Annotated in this window: 22 protein-coding genes; 20 read left to right on the plus strand and 2 right to left on the minus strand. The window is 41.7% G+C overall.

What is annotated here, in order from left to right:
• Window positions 1-147: 147 nt before the first annotated feature.
• From OCV43_RS00400 to atpC, 14 genes are all read left to right on the plus strand, one after another.
• Entirely contained in the window at window positions 148-2,079 is a 1,932-nt protein-coding gene (locus OCV43_RS00400) for a [Fe-Fe] hydrogenase large subunit C-terminal domain-containing protein (protein WP_262623128.1), read from the plus strand.
• A gap of 126 nt (window positions 2,080-2,205) precedes the next feature.
• The gene (locus tag OCV43_RS00405) at window positions 2,206-2,748 is read left to right on the plus strand and encodes an ECF transporter S component (protein ID WP_262623129.1); all 543 of its coding nucleotides are present in this window, start codon (window positions 2,206-2,208) and stop codon (window positions 2,746-2,748) included.
• Window positions 2,749-2,876: 128 nt separating this feature from the next.
• Entirely contained in the window at window positions 2,877-4,778 is a 1,902-nt protein-coding gene (locus OCV43_RS00410) for an NPXTG-anchored protein (protein ID WP_262623130.1), read from the plus strand.
• A 174-nt stretch (window positions 4,779-4,952) separates the two neighbouring features.
• Window positions 4,953-7,073 (plus strand): SulP family inorganic anion transporter, encoded by a 2,121-nt coding sequence (locus tag OCV43_RS00415; RefSeq protein ID WP_262623131.1) that lies wholly within the window; start codon window positions 4,953-4,955, stop codon window positions 7,071-7,073.
• A gap of 84 nt (window positions 7,074-7,157) precedes the next feature.
• Window positions 7,158-9,824, plus strand: a complete 2,667-nt coding sequence (locus OCV43_RS00420) for a hybrid sensor histidine kinase/response regulator (protein ID WP_262623132.1) — start codon at window positions 7,158-7,160, stop codon at window positions 9,822-9,824.
• Window positions 9,825-9,847: 23 nt separating this feature from the next.
• Window positions 9,848-10,168, plus strand: coding sequence for a rhodanese-like domain-containing protein (locus OCV43_RS00425; RefSeq protein ID WP_022243517.1), 321 nt, complete (start codon window positions 9,848-9,850; stop codon window positions 10,166-10,168).
• 309 nt (window positions 10,169-10,477) lie between these two features.
• Window positions 10,478-11,164 (plus strand): F0F1 ATP synthase subunit A, encoded by a 687-nt coding sequence (locus OCV43_RS00430; protein ID WP_117698228.1) that lies wholly within the window; start codon window positions 10,478-10,480, stop codon window positions 11,162-11,164.
• 56 nt (window positions 11,165-11,220) lie between these two features.
• Complete coding sequence (gene atpE / locus OCV43_RS00435) at window positions 11,221-11,451, plus strand: ATP synthase F0 subunit C (protein ID WP_012743658.1); 231 nt, start codon at window positions 11,221-11,223, stop codon at window positions 11,449-11,451.
• A 33-nt stretch (window positions 11,452-11,484) separates the two neighbouring features.
• Window positions 11,485-11,937, plus strand: coding sequence for a F0F1 ATP synthase subunit B (gene atpF, locus OCV43_RS00440; protein ID WP_022243515.1), 453 nt, complete (start codon window positions 11,485-11,487; stop codon window positions 11,935-11,937).
• A complete protein-coding gene (gene atpH, locus OCV43_RS00445) occupies window positions 11,915-12,433 on the plus strand; it encodes an ATP synthase F1 subunit delta (RefSeq protein ID WP_022243514.1) in 519 nt (172 codons plus the stop codon). Before atpF ends, atpH begins: the two co-directional genes overlap by 23 nt.
• The gene (gene atpA / locus OCV43_RS00450; protein ID WP_416906615.1) at window positions 12,430-13,950 is read left to right on the plus strand and encodes a F0F1 ATP synthase subunit alpha; all 1,521 of its coding nucleotides are present in this window, start codon (window positions 12,430-12,432) and stop codon (window positions 13,948-13,950) included. Before atpH ends, atpA begins: the two co-directional genes overlap by 4 nt.
• 18 nt (window positions 13,951-13,968) lie before the next feature.
• Window positions 13,969-14,862: an ATP synthase F1 subunit gamma gene (atpG, locus tag OCV43_RS00455; protein ID WP_022243512.1), complete on the plus strand. Its 894-nt coding sequence runs from the start codon at window positions 13,969-13,971 to the stop codon at window positions 14,860-14,862.
• A 15-nt stretch (window positions 14,863-14,877) separates the two neighbouring features.
• Window positions 14,878-16,278 carry a F0F1 ATP synthase subunit beta gene (gene atpD / locus OCV43_RS00460; protein ID WP_022243511.1) on the plus strand — a complete coding sequence of 467 codons (1,401 nt, stop codon included), beginning with the start codon at window positions 14,878-14,880 and terminating at the stop codon, window positions 16,276-16,278.
• Window positions 16,279-16,309: 31 nt separating this feature from the next.
• Window positions 16,310-16,726: an ATP synthase F1 subunit epsilon gene (gene atpC / locus OCV43_RS00465; RefSeq protein WP_022243510.1), complete on the plus strand. Its 417-nt coding sequence runs from the start codon at window positions 16,310-16,312 to the stop codon at window positions 16,724-16,726.
• A 201-nt stretch (window positions 16,727-16,927) separates the two neighbouring features.
• Here atpC and OCV43_RS00470 read toward each other — a convergent pair whose 3' ends face one another.
• Window positions 16,928-17,488, minus strand: coding sequence for an RpnC/YadD family protein (locus tag OCV43_RS00470; protein WP_262623134.1), 561 nt, complete (start codon window positions 17,486-17,488; stop codon window positions 16,928-16,930).
• 281 nt (window positions 17,489-17,769) lie between these two features.
• Window positions 17,770-18,369, minus strand: coding sequence for an HD domain-containing protein (locus tag OCV43_RS00475; RefSeq protein WP_227700792.1), 600 nt, complete (start codon window positions 18,367-18,369; stop codon window positions 17,770-17,772).
• A gap of 95 nt (window positions 18,370-18,464) precedes the next feature.
• On the opposite strand from OCV43_RS00475, the gene OCV43_RS14160 reads away from it, so the two are divergent.
• The 6 genes from OCV43_RS14160 to OCV43_RS00505 all read left to right on the plus strand — a co-directional run bounded on the left by OCV43_RS14160 (window position 18,465) and on the right by OCV43_RS00505 (window position 23,124).
• Entirely contained in the window at window positions 18,465-19,064 is a 600-nt protein-coding gene (locus OCV43_RS14160; protein WP_227700791.1) for a glycoside hydrolase family 3 N-terminal domain-containing protein, read from the plus strand.
• Between the two features lie 158 nt (window positions 19,065-19,222).
• On the plus strand, window positions 19,223-19,825 hold the full coding sequence (locus OCV43_RS00485; RefSeq protein WP_117697827.1) for a P-loop nucleotide/nucleoside kinase family protein: 603 nt from the start codon (window positions 19,223-19,225) through the stop codon (window positions 19,823-19,825).
• A gap of 225 nt (window positions 19,826-20,050) precedes the next feature.
• Window positions 20,051-20,767, plus strand: a complete 717-nt coding sequence (locus OCV43_RS00490; protein WP_262623135.1) for a 4'-phosphopantetheinyl transferase family protein — start codon at window positions 20,051-20,053, stop codon at window positions 20,765-20,767.
• Between the two features lie 76 nt (window positions 20,768-20,843).
• Window positions 20,844-21,506, plus strand: coding sequence for an HAD family hydrolase (locus tag OCV43_RS00495; protein WP_262623136.1), 663 nt, complete (start codon window positions 20,844-20,846; stop codon window positions 21,504-21,506).
• Window positions 21,507-21,521: 15 nt separating this feature from the next.
• Window positions 21,522-22,406: a MurR/RpiR family transcriptional regulator gene (locus OCV43_RS00500; RefSeq protein WP_227700789.1), complete on the plus strand. Its 885-nt coding sequence runs from the start codon at window positions 21,522-21,524 to the stop codon at window positions 22,404-22,406.
• Window positions 22,407-22,797: 391 nt separating this feature from the next.
• Window positions 22,798-23,124: a putative quinol monooxygenase gene (locus OCV43_RS00505; RefSeq protein WP_022243501.1), complete on the plus strand. Its 327-nt coding sequence runs from the start codon at window positions 22,798-22,800 to the stop codon at window positions 23,122-23,124.
• Window positions 23,125-23,162: the final 38 nt, after the last annotated feature.

The raw sequence follows: 23,162 nt of genomic DNA on the forward strand, positions 1-23,162 counted from the left end.
AGAATAAATCCTGTGAGAAAGTGTGAATATTTGACAATTTTGCTGAGAAATAATATTATTAACGAATAGACAAATATGGGATATTATTTGTTGAAATTGAAAAAGGTAATGTATGAGTATAAGTATAAGTAAAGGGTGGTGCTTGAAATGAGTCTGGTTTTTACCAATGACAGCTGTATTGGGTGTAACAAATGTATTCGCGTGTGTCCTTGCCCGGGGGCATGTGTGGCAGTAACAGAAGAAGATGGAACAGAGCGGATTCAGGTAGATCCGGCAAAGTGTATTGGTTGTGGCGCATGTATGGATGCCTGCAAGCATGGTGCAAGAGAGTTTGAAGATGATACGGAGCAATTCTTTGCAGACCTTGCAAAAGGTGAGAAAATATCCATACTATTAGCTCCGGCGTTCAAGGCAAATTATCCTGGAGATTATGAGAGGGTATTGGGAGGATTAAAGAATCTTGGAGTGAACCGTATAATCAGTGTATCTTTCGGTGCAGACATTACAACCTGGGGATATCTTAATTATGTAAAGAAATACAACTTTACCGGTGGAATTTCCCAGCCATGTCCGGCAATTGTGGGATACATTGAACACTACTTACCGGAGCTTCTTCCAAAGTTATTCCCGGTACACAGTCCGATGATGTGCAGCGCAATTTATGCAAAACAGGAGATGGGAATTACGGATAAACTGGCATTTATCAGTCCATGTGTTGCAAAATGGTCAGAGATTCATGACCCGGATACAGAAGGCTATGTATCGTATAATGTGACATTTGATCATTTGATGAAATATGTAAGAGAACATAATATATCAGGCACATTTGCCAGTGATGAAATTGAATATGGACTTGGTTCCATCTATCCGATGCCGGGTGGCTTAAAGGAAAATGTATACTGGTTCTTAGGGGACGATGTATATATACGCCAGATAGAAGGAGAGAAGCACACATATTGTTATTTAGAGGAGCATAAGGAAGAAATTGCAAAGGGCATGAATAAGGAATTATTCATTGACGCATTAAACTGTGGCATGGGTTGTATTTATGGAACCGGTGTCGAAGAGGAAATTGCAAGAACAGATACAGCTTTATATAATATCCATCAGATACAGGAGAACTGTAAGAAGAATACGAAGAACAGTGCCTGGTCAAGAAAACTGACTCCGGCACAGCGGCTTGCAAAATTAAATAAGCAGTTCTCAAAATTAAAACTGGAGAATTATCTTAGAAAATATACAGACCACTCCGAAGAGTGTAATTATAAACTTCCGTCTACAGAGGAACTGAATCAGATTTATGATGAGATGGGCAAGAAGACGAAGGAAGCAAGATGCATTGACTGCGAATGCTGTGGCTATGAAAGCTGTGAAAAGATGGCATTTGCTATTTATAATGGCTTCAATAAGAAGGAAAATTGTATTCATTTTGTAAAGGATATCGTAGAGGAAGAGAAGAAGAGAGCATTAGAACTTGCTGATGAAATCAAGGCAGAAAAAGATGCAATGGAGAAACAGCAGGAAAATATTAAAACAACGGTGGAGACAGTCAATGACTTGTTTGTATCACTCTATGATTCTGTGGATGATATGGTGAATGGAAACGAAAGCAATGCGACGGAATGCAGTGCAGTATCCGAGGAAATTGGTAATGTGTCTGAATTCTGTGAGAAGCTGACTGGCAGAATGCAGGAGATTGATATGCTGTTGGAATCTATGGCAGAGAATAATCAGGAAGTAGTCTCCATTGCTGCACAGACGAACCTTCTGGCATTGAATGCCAATATCGAAGCAGCCCGTGCCGGAGAAGCAGGAAGAGGTTTTGCAGTAGTTGCAGATGAGATAAATAAACTGGCTATGAATTCCAAGGATACGGCATCCCGGAGTACAGAGAGCCAGGCAAAGGTAAAAGAATCCATTGTGGAGATTATCAAAGATGCGGATGAGCTGGCAAATGTTGTAAATGATACCGGCAACCGGATTCAGAATCTTGCCGCTGCAACAGAGGAGATTGCAGCATCGTCCAATGTGATTTTAAGTGCCGCAAATAGTGTAAAGAGCACACTGGAACAATTATAAAAATGGTTTACAGAATCGTAGATGAAAATCATCCGGTTGCATTCTAGCTTTCATTGGAGTATGATTGCGTTGGTATGGAACAGGTCAGTTCCTACGAATATAGATGCACAGGAGGAGAAAGACATCATGAAAATGAAAACCAGACAAATTACAGTTACTGCAATTATGCTTGCAATCTGTATTGCAAGTCAGTTCTTTAAGAACTTAAGTGTATACATAACAGGTCCGATTATCAATGCAGCATTAATTTTAACCGTATTATATGCGGGACTGGCATGCGGAATTATTTTAAGTATCATTACACCGGTTACGGCATTCTTTATTACCGGAAGCCCGGTAATGGCAGCCATTCCGGCGATGTTCCCATGCATTATGGCAGGAAATGTCATCCTGGTGCTTTGTGTAGCGTTGCTTAAGGGTAAGTTTGGTAGTAAAGCAGGATTCCCGGTTTCTATTGTAATCGGCTCTATCTTAAAAGGATTATTTATGGGAGTTGTAATTTCCCTGATTATTTTACCCAATATGCTTCCGGAGAAAATGGCACCAATGTTAAGGGTATTGCAGCTTCAGTTCTCACTGACTCAGGTAGTTACCGCACTGATTGGTGGAGTGTATGCATTTATTATTGCGGCAGCATTAAGAAAGACTTCATTAGGCAAGCAGGATTAGTAGCTTGAAATGCTGCAAAAAAGCTGGGTGAGATAAATTTCTCATATTTTGAAACGGATGTAGACTGCACAGAATCTATCGTTTTCTTTATAGTGTTTTTATAATACGAAGAAAGGAAGGATAGATTTATGAAATTGAAACGTGCTTTAAAATGTATTGGTGCAGTGGCACTGGCAGCATCCCTGATGATGGTTCCGTCCATGATTCCGGTGCAGGCATCAAATGGACCATGCATGGAAGGAGAGTTTGCATTTGCCAATATTCAATTGAATGATACGGTTGTATTTTCCACCAATGAGAAAAATACAGTGGACGGAGCGTCTTATGACCAGACAAGCAATACGCTGACCTTAACCAATTATGACCATCCGGATGTTGCACTTTATACCAACATGATGGGAGACGATTTTAAATTGAATCTGGTAGGCAGTAATAAGCTGCAGAATCTTGGAATCTGGCATGGCGGCTGGGGCGGCTCCCTGACAATCTGCGGTTCCGGAAGCCTTACCGTCAATGAAAACAGAAAGAACCCGGATGGTATTGAATTATTTGCAGAAGGCGGCAAGTCGCTGCTGACGGTTTCCGGGGACAGTACAGTAACGGTATATCGCGGAACTGACGGATGTCCGTTTGGTTCATCCTGGAATTATACGTCATCACCGATTGTGGCAAAGGGACAGGTTAATGACATGAAGATTCAGGCAGAGCATCCTTTTGAAATGATTCAGGTATATGGTGGTTATTTTGGAACTGATATCAGTCCGGTTCAGAGTGATGTGTATACAAAAACCGGAGAAGAAGGCCGGTTTGTTATAACAGAAGTAACCGATATGTCCGGAAATAAGACCTACCGGATTGAAAAATTGCTGGAATGCACTACGCTGGATGCAGAGGTAGCAATAACTGTAGAAGATAAGCTTACGGATATTTCGGCATATACAGCAAATGGAGAGATAGCAGCTTATTATTCCACTACGATGGCAAGTGGAGGAAGTGATGCCTGTCTGGTAAAGAAACAGGATACGGGAGACACCTTTATTTATAGAAGAACCTATTATGAGGCTGGTAATTCTTACCGGATTCTTTGTCCGATTCTTATGAGTTATACGGATTATAATACACAGGAAACCAGATATCTTATGGACGCAGCACATCCGGTTATGAAAGAACTTGTAGAAAACATGGCGCTTGCGGAAGATACCTTACCGGCTGGTTATGAATTTGAAGGAAAAGAAGTAGAGAATGTTTACAATGTATATTCCGGGGCGGATGTGATTTCCTTTACACCGAAGCAGGTTGTAGTGAATGGCGTAGTGGATGTAACAGATGGAGATACCGCTATTTCCGACAATGGATTCCGGCAGATATTGGCAGAGAATCAGACAAAGGACATTGTTATCAAATCCAATGATGAGCTTTCCTTTACCTTTGGAAAAGGAACCATGTCAGCCGTTGATCATGTTTCCAGCTATGATTTTGGAGTAAAGATTGTAAAAGATTACAGTGAGCTGGGCACACTTCCAAGTGCAGTAAATAAGAATATTTTCATTGAACAGATTAAGTATAATTATTCCGGTCAGCTTCCGGCAGAAGCACAGATTCGTATTTTTGTGGGAACCCGGTATGCCGGAAAGACCTTATATTACAGCCGGTTATTTGACAATGGAACGATTTTAAATATTGATGCGGGAGTAGTAGATTCAGAAGGATATCTGACCGTAAAACAGAATCATTGCTCTACTTATCTTATTACCACAGAAAAGCTGGCAGATACGGCAGCCACAGGAAATGGTGGTACAACATCCGGAAATGGCGGGACAACTTCCGGAAGTGACAGTACAGCTTCCGGTGGTGCGGCTGGGACAGCAGCAAATGCATCAACAACAGCAAATAGCCAGCCAACCGTAAAGACATCCGGTAAACCAAAGACAGGTGATAATTCTGCAATTGCAGTTTGTATGACATTAATTGCAGCAGGTTGTGGAGGAATGTTTGTTTTCAGAAGAAAGAAAGCAACTGAAAATGAATAATCAGAAATAAAAAAGAATAATCAGAATGGAATAAACAGAACAGAATAATTAGAACAACCAGAACAGAAAGGACAGGCACGGATAAAGAGCCTGTCCTTTCTGCTGCCAAAAGAATTGTACAATCATCTTATTTGCCGTATAATAAAAAATAATATAGTAGAAAGAAGCGATAATATGCGCATACAACTTGCAGCTACCATTCGTAAATATGATAAGAAAAATTTTCCAAAGGATATTCTGGCCGGTATTATTATTATGGCAGTTTCCATTCCGATAGCTATGGGCTATGCACAGATTGCAGGACTTCCGGCAGTCTATGGTCTATATGGTTCCATTTTCCCAATTCTGATATTTGCACTGTGTTCGACTTCACCACAGTTTATTTTTGGCGTAGATGCGGCACCGGCAGCCTTAATCGGTTCGGCACTGGTGGGACTTGGTATTGAGAGTGGAAGCAGTGAAGCAATTGCAGCAGTGCCGGTACTTACTTTCTTTGTGGCAGTCTGGTTATTGGCGTTTTATTTTATGAAAGCGGGAAAACTGGTGAACTATATTTCGGCACCGGTTATGGGTGGATTTATTACCGGAATCTGCACCACGATTATTCTGATGCAGGTACCAAAGTTAATGGGCGGTACCGCCGGCGTTGGAGAACTCATTGAGCTGGTGGAGCATATCGGGCAGACGAAGGTGAATCTGCCATCCCTGATTTTAGGCGGCATTTCCCTTCTGATACTTCTTGTATCAAAGAAAGTAATGCCGAAATTTCCAATGGCAGTGCTTTTAATGGCAGCAGGAGCAGTAATGACAAAATTTTTTCCGGTGAGGGAATGGGGAATCCAGACGCTGTCTGCAGTAGAACCGGGACTTCCACAGTTTGTGATTCCGGATATCCGCATGCTTCCGATGAAAGAGGTGGTAACTATCAGCCTTTCGGTGGCAGTGGTCATTATGGCAGAAACGCTTCTGGCAGAAAATAATTTCGCACAGAAGAATGGATATCGAATGAATGATAATCAGGAAATTTTTGCATTCTCCATGGGAAATTTCCTGGCAGCATTTACAGGCTGCTGTCCTATTAATGGCTCTGTTTCAAGAACTGCAATGGGAGAACAGTATCAGAGTAAGACACAGCTGACCGGAATCATAGCCGGTTTATCCATGCTGGTATTGCTGCTTTGCGGAACCGGATTTATCGGCTATCTTCCGATTCCGATGCTGACGGCAATTGTAATTTCTGCATTACTTGGGGCAACGGAATTTGAGCTTGCAGCAAGATTGTTGAAGGTCAGCCGTACAGAATTCTTCATTTTCTTAGGAGCATTCTTTGGCGTGCTGATGCTTGGAACCATCAATGGTGTTTTGATTGGCATTATACTTTCCTTTACTGAGATGATTATCCGTACTGCCAAGCCATCAAGATGTTTTCTTGGAATCCAGCCGGGACATCGCCATTTCCGGGATTTAAAAGAAAGTCATCAGATACATGCGATAGAAGGCGTTCTGATATACCGGTTCAGCAGTAATCTCTTTTTTGCTAATGTGCAGATGTTAAAGCGGGACATTGAAGACAATATAAAAGAGGATACGAAGGCAGTCATTTTAGATGCCAGTGCTATCGGCTCCATGGACATTACAGCGGCGGATCAGTTGGAAATGCTGTATCAGGGTCTTAAGAAACGTGGTATCTGTTTTTATATTACAGAACATATTGCAGATTTGAATGAACAGATGCGAAAGCTTGGTCTGGGACACATCATAGAAGAGGGCAGCGCAAGAAGAACAATACATATTGCTTTAAAGGATATGGGTTATGAACGTCCTTATCCGCTGGAGGGCGGTGTAGACAATAGACAGCGCAGTGCCTCAAGAAAGCGGGCGGATAACCGGGTGCAGGAATTTGTCTGGGCATTTGGTTCGGAAACTGAAGATGCTATAGAGCGGCAGATTGTGGCACAGATAGAACAGCTGAAAAAGACAGGAGATGTGGAAAAGCTGTTACATGGAAGCTGGTCCCATATGGAAGAACTGGACGAAGATGAGTGGCTGGAGCATTTAGAGGAACATTTGAAAGAGATTGTTAATATTTCCGGTAAAGATGAAAGAACGCTGGCTATGCGGTTAGAGGAACATCGACGGGAAGTACATGAGCGTATTGCAAAGGAACATCCGGAACTGGCAGAGCGCTTTAAAGAACGCCGGCATGCGTTAGACGAACATCTGAAGGAACGGAGACCGGAGGTTTATGCGCTGGTAGAGGACTTAAGGGAAAAACGGACTTCAGGAAAGATTTAATTAGGCAGAGACATCTTGTTTTTTCGACAAAATTTGCAGGAACCAGTCTGATAAGCTGAAACAGATTGGAAGGTATTATGCGGGATGAAAAAGGAAAAGCAGGAAAAAAAGGTTTTTACGGTATTAATTGTATGTATTGTGGTTATGGCTTTGATATTTGGATGGATGTCAAAAGACCTTGGGGGTTCAAACCAATACATTGATAAGAATAGCAAACAGAGTTTATCTGAACTGATGGAACAGATGGAGCGTGCTTACCGGAACCGTTTGGAGATTACTTATGAACAGATAGATTCTATTGAAAAATATATGTTCGGGGATGGGGAAAGGGAAGCAGAACTGAAAGATTACCAGAACTATTTTGACTCTATGGAAAGTAATATGGTGCGGGATATTGTCTTTGTCAATGATGAAGGTGAATATCTGTGCATGCGTGGACTGAATGGCAGGATACAGATGCAGGATGGATTGTCGGAATTATTTGGTGAGAATAAAGGAATTGCCCAGTACTGCACCTGGAAGGATGGAGAGGAAATCTTTATAATTGCAAAATCAGTAGATTCTTTTTTGGTCAATGGGGAAGAATATGAAGCAATTGCATTTCTCTTCCGACCACAGATTATTAACGATCTTTTTGTAACGTCTGCTTATAACGGACAGGCTAATATCTATGTCATGGATGAAAACGGAGAAGTGGCATACGCAAGCATTAATAATGAGCCGGGTGAAGTAACCATAAATTATAATCTGTTTGATAGTTACCATGAACAAAAGATTATGAATAAGAAAGATTATGAAAAAGTGAAGTCGGACTATGCAGAACGCAGCTCCGGGTGTATAACCCTGGAACGTGAAAATGAGTCCGACTATTTTTCGTATCGTGCATTAAAAGGAACACAGTATATGATAGCCTGTGAAGTGGACAGTACGATTGTGCAGAATGTACTGGCAGATTATCAGATTATGATGCTGCATATCTGGCTGACAGTGACCTGCATTATCATTGCAATGTTAGCAGCACTGGGTATCAGTATTCTATGGATTTATAATGAAAAGAATAAGGTAGCTTACGCGAGACGAAATGCAATGCAGCAGGCAGAAGCAGCAGAGAAGCTGGAAGAAGTCAATACTGCATTGGAAGAGACGGTGCAGTTTGCAAATACGGCAAAAGCAGAGGCAGAGCGTGCCAATGAAGCGAAAAGTGTATTTTTATCCAATATGAGCCATGATATGCGGACTCCTTTAAATGCGGTTATGGGACTGGCTACACTGATTTCAAGAGATGCTGAAAATCCGGATTGTGTCCGGGAATATGCAAGAAAACTGACTTATTCAGGGGAACATCTGCTTGGACTCATTAATGATGTCCTTGATATGTCGAAGATTGAGGCCGGTAAAACGGTCCTTAATATTACGAACACGAATATTGCTGAACTGGTGGAAGAACTGGATATGATCATCCGTTCACAGACCAGAGAGAAGAGGCAGGAATTCATGATTCATGTACATCGGATAGAAACAGAAGAAGTGGAAGCAGATAAATTACGTCTGAAGCAGATACTGCTGAACATTTTATCCAATGCAGTAAAATATACCCCAAAGGGCGGTAAGATAGTATTTGATATTACAGAAGTACCAAAGAAAAAGGGAAACTTTGCACAGTATCAGTTCCGGATCAGTGATAATGGACAGGGGATGGGTGAAGAGTATCTTAAGAATCTTTTTGACCCATTCAGCCGGGAAGTGCAAAGCACTGTTAATCCGGTTTCCGGAACGGGTCTTGGAATGCCAATTGCCAAGAGTCTGGTGGAGTTAATGGGTGGAAGCATTCATGTGGAGAGTAAGCTTGGAAAAGGAACTACTTTTGAGGTGATTTTGAATTTCCGGAAAATAAAGTACCAGGAGAAGGTTAACTGGTGGAAACTGCAGAAGATAAGCCAGGTACTGGTGGTTGATGATGAGAGTGAATCAGGAAGATATATTATGGATACGCTGCATCCGTTTGGGATTGATGTGCAGACAGCAGATTCCGGCGAAATGGCGGTTCATATGGCAGAACAGATGGTAGAAACTGGAAAAACAAAGAGTTGGGATGTTGTAATTATAGACTGGAAGATGCCGGGAATGGATGGTGTTACTACAGCAGAAAAATTGCATCGGATTCTGGGAGAGAAAACAGTATTACTGCTTTTTGCCTATGATTGTAAGGAGATAGAAGAAGCAGCGGGTTATGCTGGAATTCAAAGTATTTTAAGCAAGCCGTTTTTTGTGACAAATTTTAAACGGTGCATCGAACAGGCAAGAAAAGAGCAGCAATTGCAGGGAAAAGGACAAGCAACAGAAAAAGAGAAAATGACATTAAAAGGAATGCGTTTTCTGATAGTAGATGATAATGATTTAAATGCAGAAATATTGGAAGAACTGTTAAAAATGGAAGGTGCAGACTGTGACCGGGCAGTAAATGGCAAGGAAGCCGTAGAAATGTTTGCAAGAGCGGAGGAAGGACGATATAATATTATTTTAATGGATATTAAGATGCCTGTTATGAATGGCTATGATGCAACGAAAGAAATCCGGAGACTTAAGAAGAAGGAAGCAGCGAAAATACCGATTTTTGCCATGACTGCCAATGCCTTTGCGGAAGATATCCGGACCTGTATGGAAGCAGGGATGGATGCACACATTGCCAAACCGGTGGATCTGGATTTATTAGAAGAAAACATCCGGATTTATATGCAGGCAAAAGCATAACAAAAGAAGAAGGGAACAGAAGAATGGGTATTTTTAAGAAACGTCTGACTGTAAATGAAGCAATCAATGCAGCGCATACTTCGGAAAATGCAATTATAATTGACTGCCGGGCAAAGGAAGATTACCAGAAAGGACATGTGGCAGGAACAAAGAATATTCCGCTGGACAAGATAACGGAAGACCGTATTTTGCGGAGATTTCCGGATAAGGAAAAATCTTTTTATATTATAGGAAGTTACAGCTACCGGTCCGAAAAGGCGGTAAAAGCATTTAAGAAATTAGGCTATAAGAATGCCATTTTCGGCGGTTATATGGAGGAACACCACGGAATTCTGGTGAAGTAAGCTTAATGATTAAAATTGTATAAAGTCTATAAAGAATAAGAAAAATGCAGAAAATGTTTGTGAAAAAACAGGAAATTTCTGCATTTTTTTAATGCCAAAATATACAAATTGACGCAAGTGTACAAATTGCATAAAAAAACAACCAAAAAACTGGCAAAAATTGCAGAAGAATATGGAATATTTACACGAAAAAACGGCAAATGGTCAGACCTATTTTTGCAGAAAGAAAACGGTTGCGTTTGCATTTTTTTCTTGTTAGAATTTTAACGATTTAAAAATGCCTTAGAGCAGCAGAAGGAAGTGAGACAGATGGATGCTCTGGTAAATAGCCTGATGGAAGAATTGAACTGTGAAACGGTATTTACAATTCCGATTTTCGGAGGCATTCCCATTTATGAATCCGTAGTAGTAACCTGGATTATCATGGCAGTAGTTATTGTGCTGTGCATACTCCTGACCAGGAACTTAAGTGTGGAACATCCGGGACGCAGACAGATTATTCTGGAAACGGCTGTAAACGGGTTGAATAACTTCTTCCGGGATACCATAGGTGAGAATGGAAAGCAGTATATTCCTTATCTTATGACGGTGGCAATCTATATCGGAATTGCCAACTTAATCGGTCTGCTGGGATTTAAACCACCGACTAAGGATATGAATGTTACTGCAGCATTGTCCCTGATGAGTATCATATTGATTGAGATGGCGGGTATCCGCAGGAAAGGAACGAAGGGCTGGCTTAAGAGTTTTGCAGAGCCGATGCCGGTAGTACTTCCAATCAATATTCTGGAGGTCTTTATCAAACCATTGTCGCTGTGTATGCGACTTTTTGGAAATGTATTAGGTTCATTTGTCATTATGGAATTGCTGAAAATGGTAGTACCGGCAATTCTGCCAGCAGTATTTAGCTGTTATTTTGACATTTTTGACGGATTGATTCAGGCATATGTATTCGTATTTCTGACCGCATTGTTCGTCAAAGAAGCAACCGAATAGGGAAGAAAAAAACAAAAAGAGAAACAAAAAAGTAGAAAAGAAAAGGAGTGCATATTATGTCATCAACATTATTAGTAGCAATCGGAGCAGGTATCGCAGTATTAACAGGTATTGGAGCAGGACTTGGAATTGGAAAAGCAACATCATCCGCAGTAGATGCAATTGCAAGACAGCCGGAAGCAGAGAGCAAAATCAGCAAATCACTTCTTCTTGGATGTGCATTGGCAGAGGCAACTGCTATTTACGGATTCGTTATCGCATTGTTAATCATCCTCTTCTTAAAATAATAAAGAAAGATTATAGAAAGGCAGGTACGGGAAATGCTTAGCATTAATTTTTGGAATATTTTATGGACCGTTGTAAATCTGCTGGTATTATATGTAGTCTTTCGTAAATTTCTTTATCAGAGAGTCATGAATGTGATTGAGGCAAGAGAAGAAATGGTAAAGAAGCAGTTCGACGATGCAAAGAAAAGCGAAGAAGATGCCAGAAAATTAAAGGCAGATTATGAAGAACGCTTATCGGATGCAAGAACGGAGGCAGACCAGATTATTATTGATGCCAGAGCAAGAGCAGAAGAAGAGCATGCACGCTCGGTAGAGAAGACCCGGGAAGAGACTGAGCATATGTTAGAAAAAGCCAAGGAAGATATTGCAAACGAGCAGGAAAAGGCACAGCAGGCAGCTCAGGCTGAGATTGCCAAACTGGCAGTCATCGCTGCACGGAAAATTATGAAAACAGGTGATGCTCATGACACAGGAAGCAATAAATAACGCAAAGGTATTGTATCGGCTGGGTGCCACAAGACAGGAGGCAGATGAACTCCGGGAGCTTTATGAGCTTACACCGGAACTGCTTAAGGTTCTCACAAGTCCGGTGATTTCCATACATAAGAAGGATGCCGTGATAGAGAAAATTTATCAGGATGCCGGATTATCCAAGGTGCTTGTGAACTATACCAAGATGATGTGCAGACTGGGTTATATCGGAGAAATAGAGGATATCCTGGATGCATTTTATCTCTATTGGGACAGACAGAATCATATCCTGCGTGCAGAACTGACCTGTGCAGGCACACCACAGCCGGAAGAAGAAGCAGAGGCAAGAAAGATTCTTGCAGAGAAATATCCCGACTGTGAGATTGTTCTGACAGAAAAGGAAGATGAGAATCTCTTAGGCGGATACATCATTAAGGTTCATCATAAAGAATATGACAGAAGCTATGAAGGCCGCTTACGTCAGTTGGAAAGAAAATTAACAGGGAGGTGAAGCCTGTGGGCGCAATTAGTGCTGCAGACATAATCTCGATTATCCAGAGCGAGATAGAAGAATTTGACTGGGATGAATCCAGTCGTGAGACCGGTTCCGTAATCTGGGTTGGTGATGGAATTGCAACCATTTACGGAATTGACCATGCAATGTATGGTGAAATTGTTGTATTTGATAACGGTGTCAAAGGAATGGTACAGGATATCAGACAGAATGAAATCGGTGTTATTTTATTCGGCCGTGATACCGGAATCAAAGAAGGAACCAAAGTGGTTCGTACCAGGAAAAAAGCCGGAATCCCGGTAGGGGAAGGCTTTGTTGGAAGAATTATCAATGCATTAGGTGAGCCGATTGATGGAAAGGGCGAGATTAAGGAAGATGATTATCGTCCAATCGAAGAGGAAGCACCGGGCATTGTAGAACGTAAATCAGTAAATACACCAATGGAAACAGGAATCTTGTCCATTGACTCCATGTTCCCAATTGGTAGAGGACAGCGAGAGTTAATTATCGGAGACCGTCAGACCGGAAAGACCTCCATTGCAACAGATACCATCATTAACCAGAAAGGCAAAGGAGTAATCTGTATCTATGTTGCCATCGGACAGAAGGCGTCCAGTGTAGCAAAAATCGTATCTACACTGACCAAGCATGATGCAATGGATTATTCCATTGTGGTTTCCTCAACTGCAAGTGATCCTGCATCCATGCAGTACATCGCACCATATGCAGGAACTGCAATGGCAGAATACTTTATGCATCAGGGAAAAGATGTGTTAATCGTATATGATGATTTATCCAAACATGCGGTAGCATATCGTGCAATCTCTCTGCTGTTAGAGCGTTCTCCGGGACGTGAAGCTTATCCTGGTGATGTATTCTACTTACATTCCAGATTGTTAGAGCGTTCCAGCCGTTTAAGTGAAGAATTGGGCGGAGGTTCCATTACCGCACTGCCAATCATTGAGACACAGGCAGGAGATGTATCCGCATATATTCCGACCAACGTCATTTCCATTACAGACGGACAGATTTTCTTAGAGAGTAACCTTTTCTTCTCAGGTATGCGTCCGGCAGTCAACGTTGGTTTGTCCGTATCCCGTGTCGGTGGTGCTGCACAGACCAAGGCAATGAAGAAGGCATCCGGAAGTATCCGTATCGACCTGGCACAGTATCGTGAGATGGAAGTATTTACCCAGTTTGCATCGGACCTTGATGATATGACCAAGGCACAGTTACAGCATGGAAAAGCATTGATGGAGCTTTTAAAACAGCCACTCTGCCATCCGCTTTCCCTGCATGAGCAGGTAGAGACACTGTGTATGGCAAACCATGGTGTATTTGATAAAGTAGAAACAAAGAATGTAAAACAGTATCAGAATGAGATTCTTGAATATATGGATTTGAAGCATCCGGAAATCGGCAGGGAAATCGAAGAAACCAGAGTGCTTTCCGATGAACTGACCGATAAGATTGTTGCGGCTGCAAAAGAATTCGAAGACAGTAGAAATCAATAGGAATGAGCAGGTGTTGTTATGGCAAATGCAAAGGAAATTCAGGATCGGATGAAGAGTATCAATGATACATTGAAGATTACCAATGCAATGTATATGATTTCTTCTTCGAAGCTGAAGAAATCAAAGAAAATGCTTTCTGACACAGAACCTTATTTCTTTACCCTGCAGTCGGAAATGAGCAGAATCTTAAGACATCTTCCGGATATTGAGGACATTTATTTTAAGACCAACGAAGAGAAAAAGCCGGAAGAACGGATGGTAGGTTATATTGTTATTACGGCAGATAAGGGTCTGGCAGGCTCCTATAACCATAATGTATTAAAGCTTGCAGAGGAGCATTTGAAAGCACATAAAAATAACAAACTGTTTGTATTAGGTGAGTTAGGCCGTCACTATTTTGAACAGCGTGGAATTGAGATTGATAAGCAGTTCCACTATACCGTACAGAATCCGACACTGAACCGTGCAAGAAATATTGCAGAGGAACTTCTGGAACTGTACCGGAAAGAAGAGTTAGACGAAGTCTATATCATCTATACCAGCATGGTCAATGCGATTCAGGAGGAGACACAGATCAGACAGCTGCTCCCACTGAAGAAAGCAAGTTTTAACGTGAAACTGCCTGCAGATATTCCGATGGAGGAACTGGCATTGAAACCATCTCCGGAGGCGGTGATGGATCGAATTGTACCGGATTATGTAGTTGGTTTCATCTATGGAGCGTTAGTTGAGTCTTATTCCTGCGAGCAGAACGCAAGAATGATGGCAATGGAGGCAGCAACCAAAAGTGCCAAAGACATGCTCCATGAGCTGGATATCTTATATAATCGTGCAAGACAGGCAGCAATTACCCAGGAAATAACCGAGGTCATTGCAGGAGCGAAAGCTCAGAAACGGAAAAAGAGGCAGTGATAAGGAGGCTTTTTCATGAAGACAGGAAAAATCATACAGGTGTTAGGCCCGGTAGTGGATGTCTCATTTGAAGACGAAGAATTGCCGGCAATCAAAGACGCCCTTGAAGTGAAAAACGGCGATAAGAAGTGCATCATGGAAGTGGCACAGCATATCGGAAATCATACGGTACGTTGTATTATGTTAGCTTCCAGTGAGGGACTTTGCCGTGATATGGAAGTAACCGCTACAGGAAGCGGAATTAAAACTCCGGTCGGTGAGCAGACACTGGGAAGACTGTTCAACGTATTAGGAGAAGCAATCGATGGTGGCGAGCCACTGAAGGATGCACCGGAATGGGTCATTCATCGTGAACCACCGGCATTTGAAGACCAGAATCCGGCAGAAGAAATCTTAGAGACCGGAATTAAAGTTATCGACCTTTTAGCTCCATATGCAAAAGGTGGTAAGATTGGATTGTTTGGTGGAGCCGGAGTAGGTAAAACCGTATTAATTCAGGAGTTAATCAGCAATATTGCAACAGAGCATGGTGGATATTCTATTTTCACCGGTGTTGGAGAGCGTTCCCGTGAGGGTAATGACCTCTGGACAGAAATGAAGGAATCCGGTGTATTAGAGAAGACGGCCTTAGTGTTCGGTCAGATGAACGAGCCGCCTGGAGCACGTATGCGTGTGGCTGAGACCGGACTTACCATGGCAGAATATTTCCGTGATGAGAAACACCAGAATGTGCTTCTTTTCATTGACAATATTTTCCGTTTCACACAGGCAGGTTCTGAGGTATCTGCATTGTTAGGACGTATGCCTTCCGCAGTAGGATATCAGCCGACACTGGCAACTGAAATGGGTGAATTGCAGGAGCGTATTGCATCTACAAAGAACGGTTCTGTTACATCCGTTCAGGCAGTCTATGTACCGGCAGACGATTTAACTGACCCGGCACCGGCTACTACTTTCGCACATCTGGATGCGACCACCGTACTTTCCAGAAAGATTGTAGAGCAGGGTATTTATCCGGCAGTAGACCCGCTGGAATCTACATCCCGTATCTTAGAGGCAGACATCGTTGGAGAAGAACATTATCAGGTAGCCCGGAAAGTACAGGAGATTCTGCAGAAATACAAAGAGTTACAGGATATCATCGCAATTCTTGGTATGGAAGAGCTGGCAGATGAGGACAAGTTACTGGTATATCGTGCAAGAAAGATTCAGAAGTTCTTATCACAGCCGTTCCATGTAGCAGAGAACTTTACCGGCGTAAAGGGTGTTTACGTTCCGTTATCTGAAACCATTCGAGGATTCAAGGCAATCATCGATGGTGATATGGATCAGTATCCGGAAAATGCATTCTTCAACGTAGGAACAGTAGAAGACGTTATCCGTAAAGCAGAAGAGATGGAACACCAGAATGCATAGGAGCTATCATCTTTAGAATAGAGGTACAGGTATGGCAGGAAATACATTTTATTTAAAAATAATTGCAGCAAACCGGGTATTCTATGCCGGCAGATGCCGTTCTCTGATTGTTCCGGAATATGACGGACAGAAAGAGATTTTAGCACACCATGAAGATATGGTCATTGCCATTGATGAGGGTGAAATGCGTTTTCAGCCGGAAGCTACTGCAAATTGGGAATATGCAGTAGTTGGCATGGGTTTTGTGGAAATCGTCAACAACCGTGTGACGCTTCTGGTAGAAACTGCAGAGCATCCGGAAGAGATTGACGTTGCCCGTGCCAGAGAAGCAAAAGAACGTGCCGAGGAGCAGATGCGGCAGAAGCAGAGCATTCAGGAATACTATCATTCCAGAGCATCCTTATCCCGTGCCCTGACCCGACTGAAGGCAACCAGCAAGTACCAGTAAGCAACAGGAAAGTCGAGATATGCTGTGATAGTGTTATAAATGAAGATATAATATAGATAGAACCGGAAATAGAAATAGAACTAGAAATAAGATTATAGCAGGAAACCCGCAGATTATCTGTTTGAAAACAGGTGGTCTGCGGGTTTCTTGAGCTGCCGGTGGCAGGTTCTATAGGTATCAAATATTTATGTAATATAAAAGTTATTTCATGAGTGCAGTAACGTCCTCTAAAGGAAGATTACAAAGTTCCGCTATTTCCTTCGCATCAAACTTTCCTGTTTTTAATAGACGAAGGGCGGTATCGGTAGAAGCCTGCTTTAATCCTTGCTCAATCCCCTGGGCAACACCCTGCTTTAATCCCTGTTCAACACCGGCGTCAAATTCAGCTTTTCTCAGTTTTTTCTCTTCTTCAACTTTATCATATTCAAAAATACTCATAGCAATTACCTCCGCCTGATTCTTCCTAAGAAAATCTGCCAGAATATTTTCCTGAATGCATTCGGTGACAGCCTTTTGCACGGCATCATCCAAAGGCATCTGTTCTGTAAAGGAACGAACCTTTGTAACATAAATGGCATTTTCCAGGGTTACAATTTCAAGTGCACAAGAATCCGTGTAATGACTGTTATTAACTGCATTATAAAGGGATAATAGTGCTTCCTTATCCGAAAACAGCATCCGGAAAACAGTGTCCTTAAATTTGCGGTTCGCCACCGGTGTGCGTTTCGTTGTTTCATTTGCTTCATGTGCTTTTCCTGTCATAAGCAAGTCCTCCTTGTGTGTGGCAGGAGGATAAGCAGCAATAGAAAATAAATATCATATCCAGTGGCAAAAGATTACCTGCTATCGAATAATGGTAGTTATTTCCATACTGTATCGCTCCTGCTTTTTAGTTAAATAGTGAATCAAAAGCATAGATAGATACAGAAATGCTGGGTTCTATGCAGAACCGGATTTGAACTATAGAAAGTGCCATATAGATTGTATAATATATGCTTTTTCACATTTTAACATAGGAAGAGGGCAGGAGCAAGACAGAAAAATTATTCCGCGTCCATTTCCGCCTTAATTTCATCTTCGGTTGCCGCCATTGCCTGTAAAGTCATGGTAAGCAGTTTCTCTAAATCCCAGCCAAGCTGAGCGGCACCGCGCTCGATGACCTCGCGGGAACATCCGGCAGCAAAGCCTTTGCTTTTATATTTCTTCTTTAGGGATTTTAATTCCATATCTTTCGTGCTTTTGGACGGACGCATCAGTGCGGCTGCCCAGATAAGACCGGTTAATTCGTCTGCAGCAAATAAGACCTTTTCCATTTCGTGAAGCGGTTCCACATCAATGGTTGTGCCACATTCTACGGTAATGCCGTAGCCGTGGGAACAGACCGCATGAATAATGTCATCCGAAACGCCGCCATCCTTTAACAATTCCGGAGCCTTAAGACAATGCTCGGCAGGATATAATTCGAAGTCGATATCGTGAAGCAGTCCCACGATACCCCAGTATTCAGCATCCTCGCCATAGCCTAATTCATTGGCATACCATTTCATAACAGCTTCAACCGTAAGCGCATGCTGAATATGAAAAGGGTCTTTGTTATATTTTTTCAGTAATGCCAAAGCATCATTTCTTGCAATGTGTTCCATTTTTTTCGACCTTCTTTCTTTTGTCAGTTCAGTAAAAATATACACCGGATAAAATAAATGTGCAAATCAAATTTGTGTGGAAAAAGGGCATTTTTTTGCATATAGCATCATTATCGAAAGAACTGCTACAGGGATTGTTAAGAGGAAAGCTTGGTTTCAACGGAATGATTACTACAGATGTCACCAATATGGTAGGCTTTGGCTGTGCCGGAAGACGTAAAGAGCTGCTTCCGAAATCCATCAATGCAGGCTGTGACATGCTTTTATTTACGAAGAATCTGAAAGAGGATTACGAGACTGTTTTAGAGGCAGTTAAGAGTGGCATAATTTCAGAAGAACGTCTGAATGAGGCGGTTACTTATATTTTGGCAACAAAAGCATCTTTGAAGCTGCATGAGAAACAGAAATCGCATACTCTGATTCCGGATGAGTCCGCCCTTGATATTTTGCGTTGTAAGAAGCATATTGACATGGCATATCAGGTATCCGATAAAGCAATTACACTGGTAAAGGATGAGCAGAATCTTCTGCCACTTTCTAAGGATAAATATAAGAAGGTACTGACCATCGTATTAGGAGATGCTATCAGTGCCAGCGGAAAACCGACAGTGGGAGACCACCAATCGGATATAATGCACCTTGAAGAGAACCAAAAAGAAATCCTTTTACTGGTACAAAAAAGTAATCGAAAGTAACGGAGAAATTCTAAGATAAACGGCTGTTATTATCTTAAAAAATATTGCATATTTATGAAAAAATAGGAAAAAAAGTAAAAAAAACCCCTTGTTCTATCGGAAAACCTGTTTTATAATAGAGGGAAAAATGAACAGGCAATACGGAGGAAGAAGTAGAAATGAGCAAGAAACTGATTATCGTAACATCACCGCCAGCTTGCGGGAAAACATATATTTCAAAAGAACTGGCAAAGAGATTAAATCATATTGTATATCTGGATAAGGATACTTTAATTACATTATCTAAACAGATTTTTGTAGTGGCTGGACAGCCATATAATAGAAGCAGTGATTTCTTTGAGAAGAACATTCGTGATTATGAATATGAATGTGTCGTAAATCTGGCACTGGAGGCATTGGAGTATGAAGATCTGGTTCTTATCAATGCACCATTTACAAGAGAAATCCGTGATATGGAATATATCAAAGGTCTGAAAGCCCAGCTGGCAAAGAAAGATGCTACATTAGTAACAATCTGGGTACAGACAGATCCGGAAATCGTCCATGAGAGAATGATTACCAGAGCATCTGACCGTGATGATTGGAAGTTAGAGCACTGGGATGAATATATTGCATCCTGTAACTTTGAGATTCCGGAAGATCTGCATGATCCGAATGTAAAAGATGATTTACTGATTTTCAATAACAACAATGATGAAGAGTTTGAAAAGTCCATGAAAGAGATTACTGGAATCTTAAATGAGACTATCAATCAGGACTAATTACATAGTTTAAAAGTGGAACCCCGGGCAAAATGCTTCTTATGGGAAGAGAAGTATTTTGCCCGGGGATTTTTTACTTTACAGGAAATTGCTTTCCTGTAAAGTAAAAAATGCTCCGCGAGGATGCGCACTGCGGCGTATAAGGTAGATGTCGCAAGCGACCGCCGCAGGCGCGATAATGTGCCAAGGCACATTCTTTTTTTATAACAGAATGTGGAGAACTTTTTGTATTTGTGCTATGATGTGGATATGTGGAGCATATATGGAATGGATATCCGGCTGTTAAAAGAGCATCCGGAATATAAAGAACAAATAAAATTGCTTCCCACACGTTGGGAGAAGGTAAATAAAATAAAAAAAGAAGAGGACAGACTGCGGAGTATTGCTGCAGGCATCCTGCTTTCCTATGGGTTACGGGAAAATGGCATAGATTTAGATGCCTGTCAGCTTATAATGGGAACCCATGGCAAGCCGCAGGTGGCAGGCTGTGAGGGACTGCATTTTAATCTGTCTCACACAGGAAACTATGCAGTGGCGGTATTTTCTGATGCACCGGTTGGAATTGACATCGAACACCGGAGAGCATTAAAGCAGACGCTTTTAGACAAGTGCTTCACAAAGGACGAGCAGGCATGGATACAAAGCCAGCCGGATAAAGAAATGGCATTTGTACGTCTCTGGACAGCCAAGGAAAGCTATGTAAAATGGAGTGGCGAAGGAATTACCTTTCCCTTAAACTGCATTGCAGTTCACCGGAGGGAGAATGGCATCGCATCTTATCCGAAGAAAGATGGCATAGCATTTTACCGGGAAGGCATCCTGCAGCCGGTAAGCTTCGCAGAGTATGATGAGATACCGGATTACCACATCTGCGTGTGCACGGAGTCTGAGAAAGAAAATGTGGCAGAAATTATATGGCTACAAGAGGACAGCTTCTCATGAGCAATGTCAGCGCATGATTTACATTTGCTGTCTGCTAATTATGGGGCGGGGGAAGTGACAGAAAGGCAGAAGAAGGATGAAAAAATATAACACTGTTATCTTTGACTTGGATGGAACCTTATTAAACACATTAAAGGATTTGACTGATGCAACCAATTATGCATTGGAAAAATATGGACAGCCACAGCACAGTATAGAGGATGTCCGGAAATTTGTCGGAAATGGCATCCGCAAGCTGATTGAGCGTGCGTTAGAGGGCGGAGAGGAAAATCCGGAATTTGAGCATGTATTTGCAGCTTTTAAAGAATATTATGGTGAGCATTGTAATGATACAACCTGTCTTTATCCGGGCGTGGAAGAAATAATTACTTCCTTAAAGGGACAGGGCTATCGCCTTGCAATTGTTTCAAATAAAGCGGATTTTGCAGTAAAGGAATTACAGCAGATTTATTTTAAAGGAAAGATTGAAGTTGCCATTGGAGAAAAAGATGGCATTCGTAAGAAACCCGCACCTGACACTGTTATGCAGGCGTTAAAGGAGCTTGGAAGCAGCAGGGAAGAAGCGGTCTATGTAGGCGATTCTGATGTGGACATTGCAACAGCAGCAAATTCCGGTATGCCATGTATCAGTGTGACCTGGGGATTCCGGGATGTTCCGTTTTTAAAGGAGCATGGAGCAACACATCTGGCAGCTAGTGCTGAAGAATTGTATGCAATTTTAGAGGAATTCAATGCGTAAAAAGGAGAATGGTAAATGGAAATTATCCGACAGATGCAGGAGCGGAAGGACTTGACGGAACGGGAAAGAAATATTCGTGATTATCTGATGGAACATCCGGAGGCTGTCATTTCCATGACAGCAAAGCAGTTAGGGGAAGTTTCTTATAGCAGTACTGCTGCTGTAAGCCGCTTTTGCCGGAAAATCGGCTGTCAGGATTATGGAGAATTCCGGCTGCGTTTCCTAAGTGAATTGCAGAGTACGGAGGGTGGACAGGAGACGACCACAGAGCATTTTGTAATACAGCAGCAGGAAAATGCCATGACCATTATGAATAAGATTGCGGACATTGACACCCTTGCCGTTGAAAAGACAAAGCGTCTTCTTACGATTGATCAGCTGGCGCGGGTGGGAAAAATGGTGCATGAGGCCAAGTACATTGATTTCTATGCCTTTGATATGAATATACATCTGGCACGCTACGGCTGCAGTCAGTTTTTCCATTGCGATAAGGTGGCAAATACTTATGCGGAAGATAATATACAAAGGATGATGGCATTGCAGAATAATGAAAATCATCTGTCCATCATGATTAGTCATACCGGAAATAATAAGAAGCTGGTGGAACTGGTAAGGGATTTACATCGGGCAAAAGCAAAAACCATTCTGATTACATCCCAGGGCAAAAGCAGGATGAAAACATATGTGGATGAGGTTCTGCTGACACCAAGAACACTGACAGAGTGTGGAAGTATCCGGATGGAAGGACTGTGGACAGTGGCATTTTCCGCAGCAACAAAATACCTTCTGGATGTTATGTTTGCAATGGAATTTTCTGCCGGTTATGATGAAAATATAAAACTGAGCAAGCAATATTATGAGATTGGTGTAAAGAACCTGTGTGATACAGAAAAATCATAGCAATAAAATGAAACAAAATTTCAAGATTTTATTCATAAGAGCCGATTCTTTTGAAACGATCATTCAAAATCCGTCACACTTGTTGCAGAGAACAGAAAACATGTTATCCTTGGACTGTAAGGAAGACATCGCCATATGTCCCTTGCATTTATAGCATGTTGGAGCCCGGAAAATAAATTCCGGGCTCCGTTAAAAAAGGAGTGACGCATATGAAATTAAAGAAGAAAATGAAACGAATGTTAGAAGCAAATCTGATGAATGTAATACTTGCAACAGAGCAACAGGGATTAAAGAAACTGATGATTCATTTCTTAGAGACTTTATAACTAGAATTTTGATAACTGCAATATTACATTTATAAAATAAAAATATTATCAGGAGGGAGACGCATATGAGTATAACAGTAAATCTTTATTACACCGGTGAAAATGGAAATGCATTAAAGTTTGCCCGGGAGATGGAAAGCAGCGGAACGGCAGATGCAATCCGCCGGGAAGAGGGCAATTTAAGGTATGAATATTTTATACCGATGCAGGATGAGAAAACGGTGCTTTTAATAGACAGTTGGGAGAATCAGCAGGCATTAGATGTGCATCATGCTTCTCCGATGATGCAGACCATTGCGGCATTGAGGGATAAATACGACCTTCACATGAGAGTAGAACGTTACGTATCGGACGATGAAACCACGCAGGATGATAAATTCATTCGAAAATAAGCAGTATATCTATGATGGCAATGATCGGAATATTCTTG

Source organism: Roseburia amylophila (genome assembly GCF_025567465.1).
Taxonomy (GTDB): domain Bacteria; phylum Bacillota; class Clostridia; order Lachnospirales; family Lachnospiraceae; genus Roseburia_C; species Roseburia_C amylophila.

Bases quoted from the DNA above. Each gene is read 5' to 3' on its own strand.
- OCV43_RS00470 (WP_262623134.1), bottom strand. From the start codon at position 17,488: ATGACAGGAAAAGCACATGAAGCAAATGAAACAACGAAACGCACACCG.
- atpC (WP_022243510.1), top strand. From the start codon at position 16,310: ATGGCAGGAAATACATTTTATTTAAAAATAATTGCAGCAAACCGGGTA.
- atpF (WP_022243515.1), top strand. From the start codon at position 11,485: ATGCTTAGCATTAATTTTTGGAATATTTTATGGACCGTTGTAAATCTG.
- atpD (WP_022243511.1), top strand. From the start codon at position 14,878: ATGAAGACAGGAAAAATCATACAGGTGTTAGGCCCGGTAGTGGATGTC.
- OCV43_RS00505 (WP_022243501.1), top strand. From the start codon at position 22,798: ATGAGTATAACAGTAAATCTTTATTACACCGGTGAAAATGGAAATGCA.
- atpE (WP_012743658.1), top strand. From the start codon at position 11,221: ATGTCATCAACATTATTAGTAGCAATCGGAGCAGGTATCGCAGTATTA.
- OCV43_RS00400 (WP_262623128.1), top strand. From the start codon at position 148: ATGAGTCTGGTTTTTACCAATGACAGCTGTATTGGGTGTAACAAATGT.
- OCV43_RS00485 (WP_117697827.1), top strand. From the start codon at position 19,223: ATGAGCAAGAAACTGATTATCGTAACATCACCGCCAGCTTGCGGGAAA.
- OCV43_RS00405 (WP_262623129.1), top strand. From the start codon at position 2,206: ATGAAAATGAAAACCAGACAAATTACAGTTACTGCAATTATGCTTGCA.
- OCV43_RS00495 (WP_262623136.1), top strand. From the start codon at position 20,844: ATGAAAAAATATAACACTGTTATCTTTGACTTGGATGGAACCTTATTA.
- atpH (WP_022243514.1), top strand. From the start codon at position 11,915: ATGACACAGGAAGCAATAAATAACGCAAAGGTATTGTATCGGCTGGGT.
- OCV43_RS00415 (WP_262623131.1), top strand. From the start codon at position 4,953: ATGCGCATACAACTTGCAGCTACCATTCGTAAATATGATAAGAAAAAT.
- OCV43_RS00425 (WP_022243517.1), top strand. From the start codon at position 9,848: ATGGGTATTTTTAAGAAACGTCTGACTGTAAATGAAGCAATCAATGCA.
- OCV43_RS00410 (WP_262623130.1), top strand. From the start codon at position 2,877: ATGAAATTGAAACGTGCTTTAAAATGTATTGGTGCAGTGGCACTGGCA.
- OCV43_RS00475 (WP_227700792.1), bottom strand. From the start codon at position 18,369: ATGGAACACATTGCAAGAAATGATGCTTTGGCATTACTGAAAAAATAT.
- OCV43_RS00420 (WP_262623132.1), top strand. From the start codon at position 7,158: ATGAAAAAGGAAAAGCAGGAAAAAAAGGTTTTTACGGTATTAATTGTA.
- OCV43_RS00500 (WP_227700789.1), top strand. From the start codon at position 21,522: ATGGAAATTATCCGACAGATGCAGGAGCGGAAGGACTTGACGGAACGG.
- atpG (WP_022243512.1), top strand. From the start codon at position 13,969: ATGGCAAATGCAAAGGAAATTCAGGATCGGATGAAGAGTATCAATGAT.
- OCV43_RS00430 (WP_117698228.1), top strand. From the start codon at position 10,478: ATGGATGCTCTGGTAAATAGCCTGATGGAAGAATTGAACTGTGAAACG.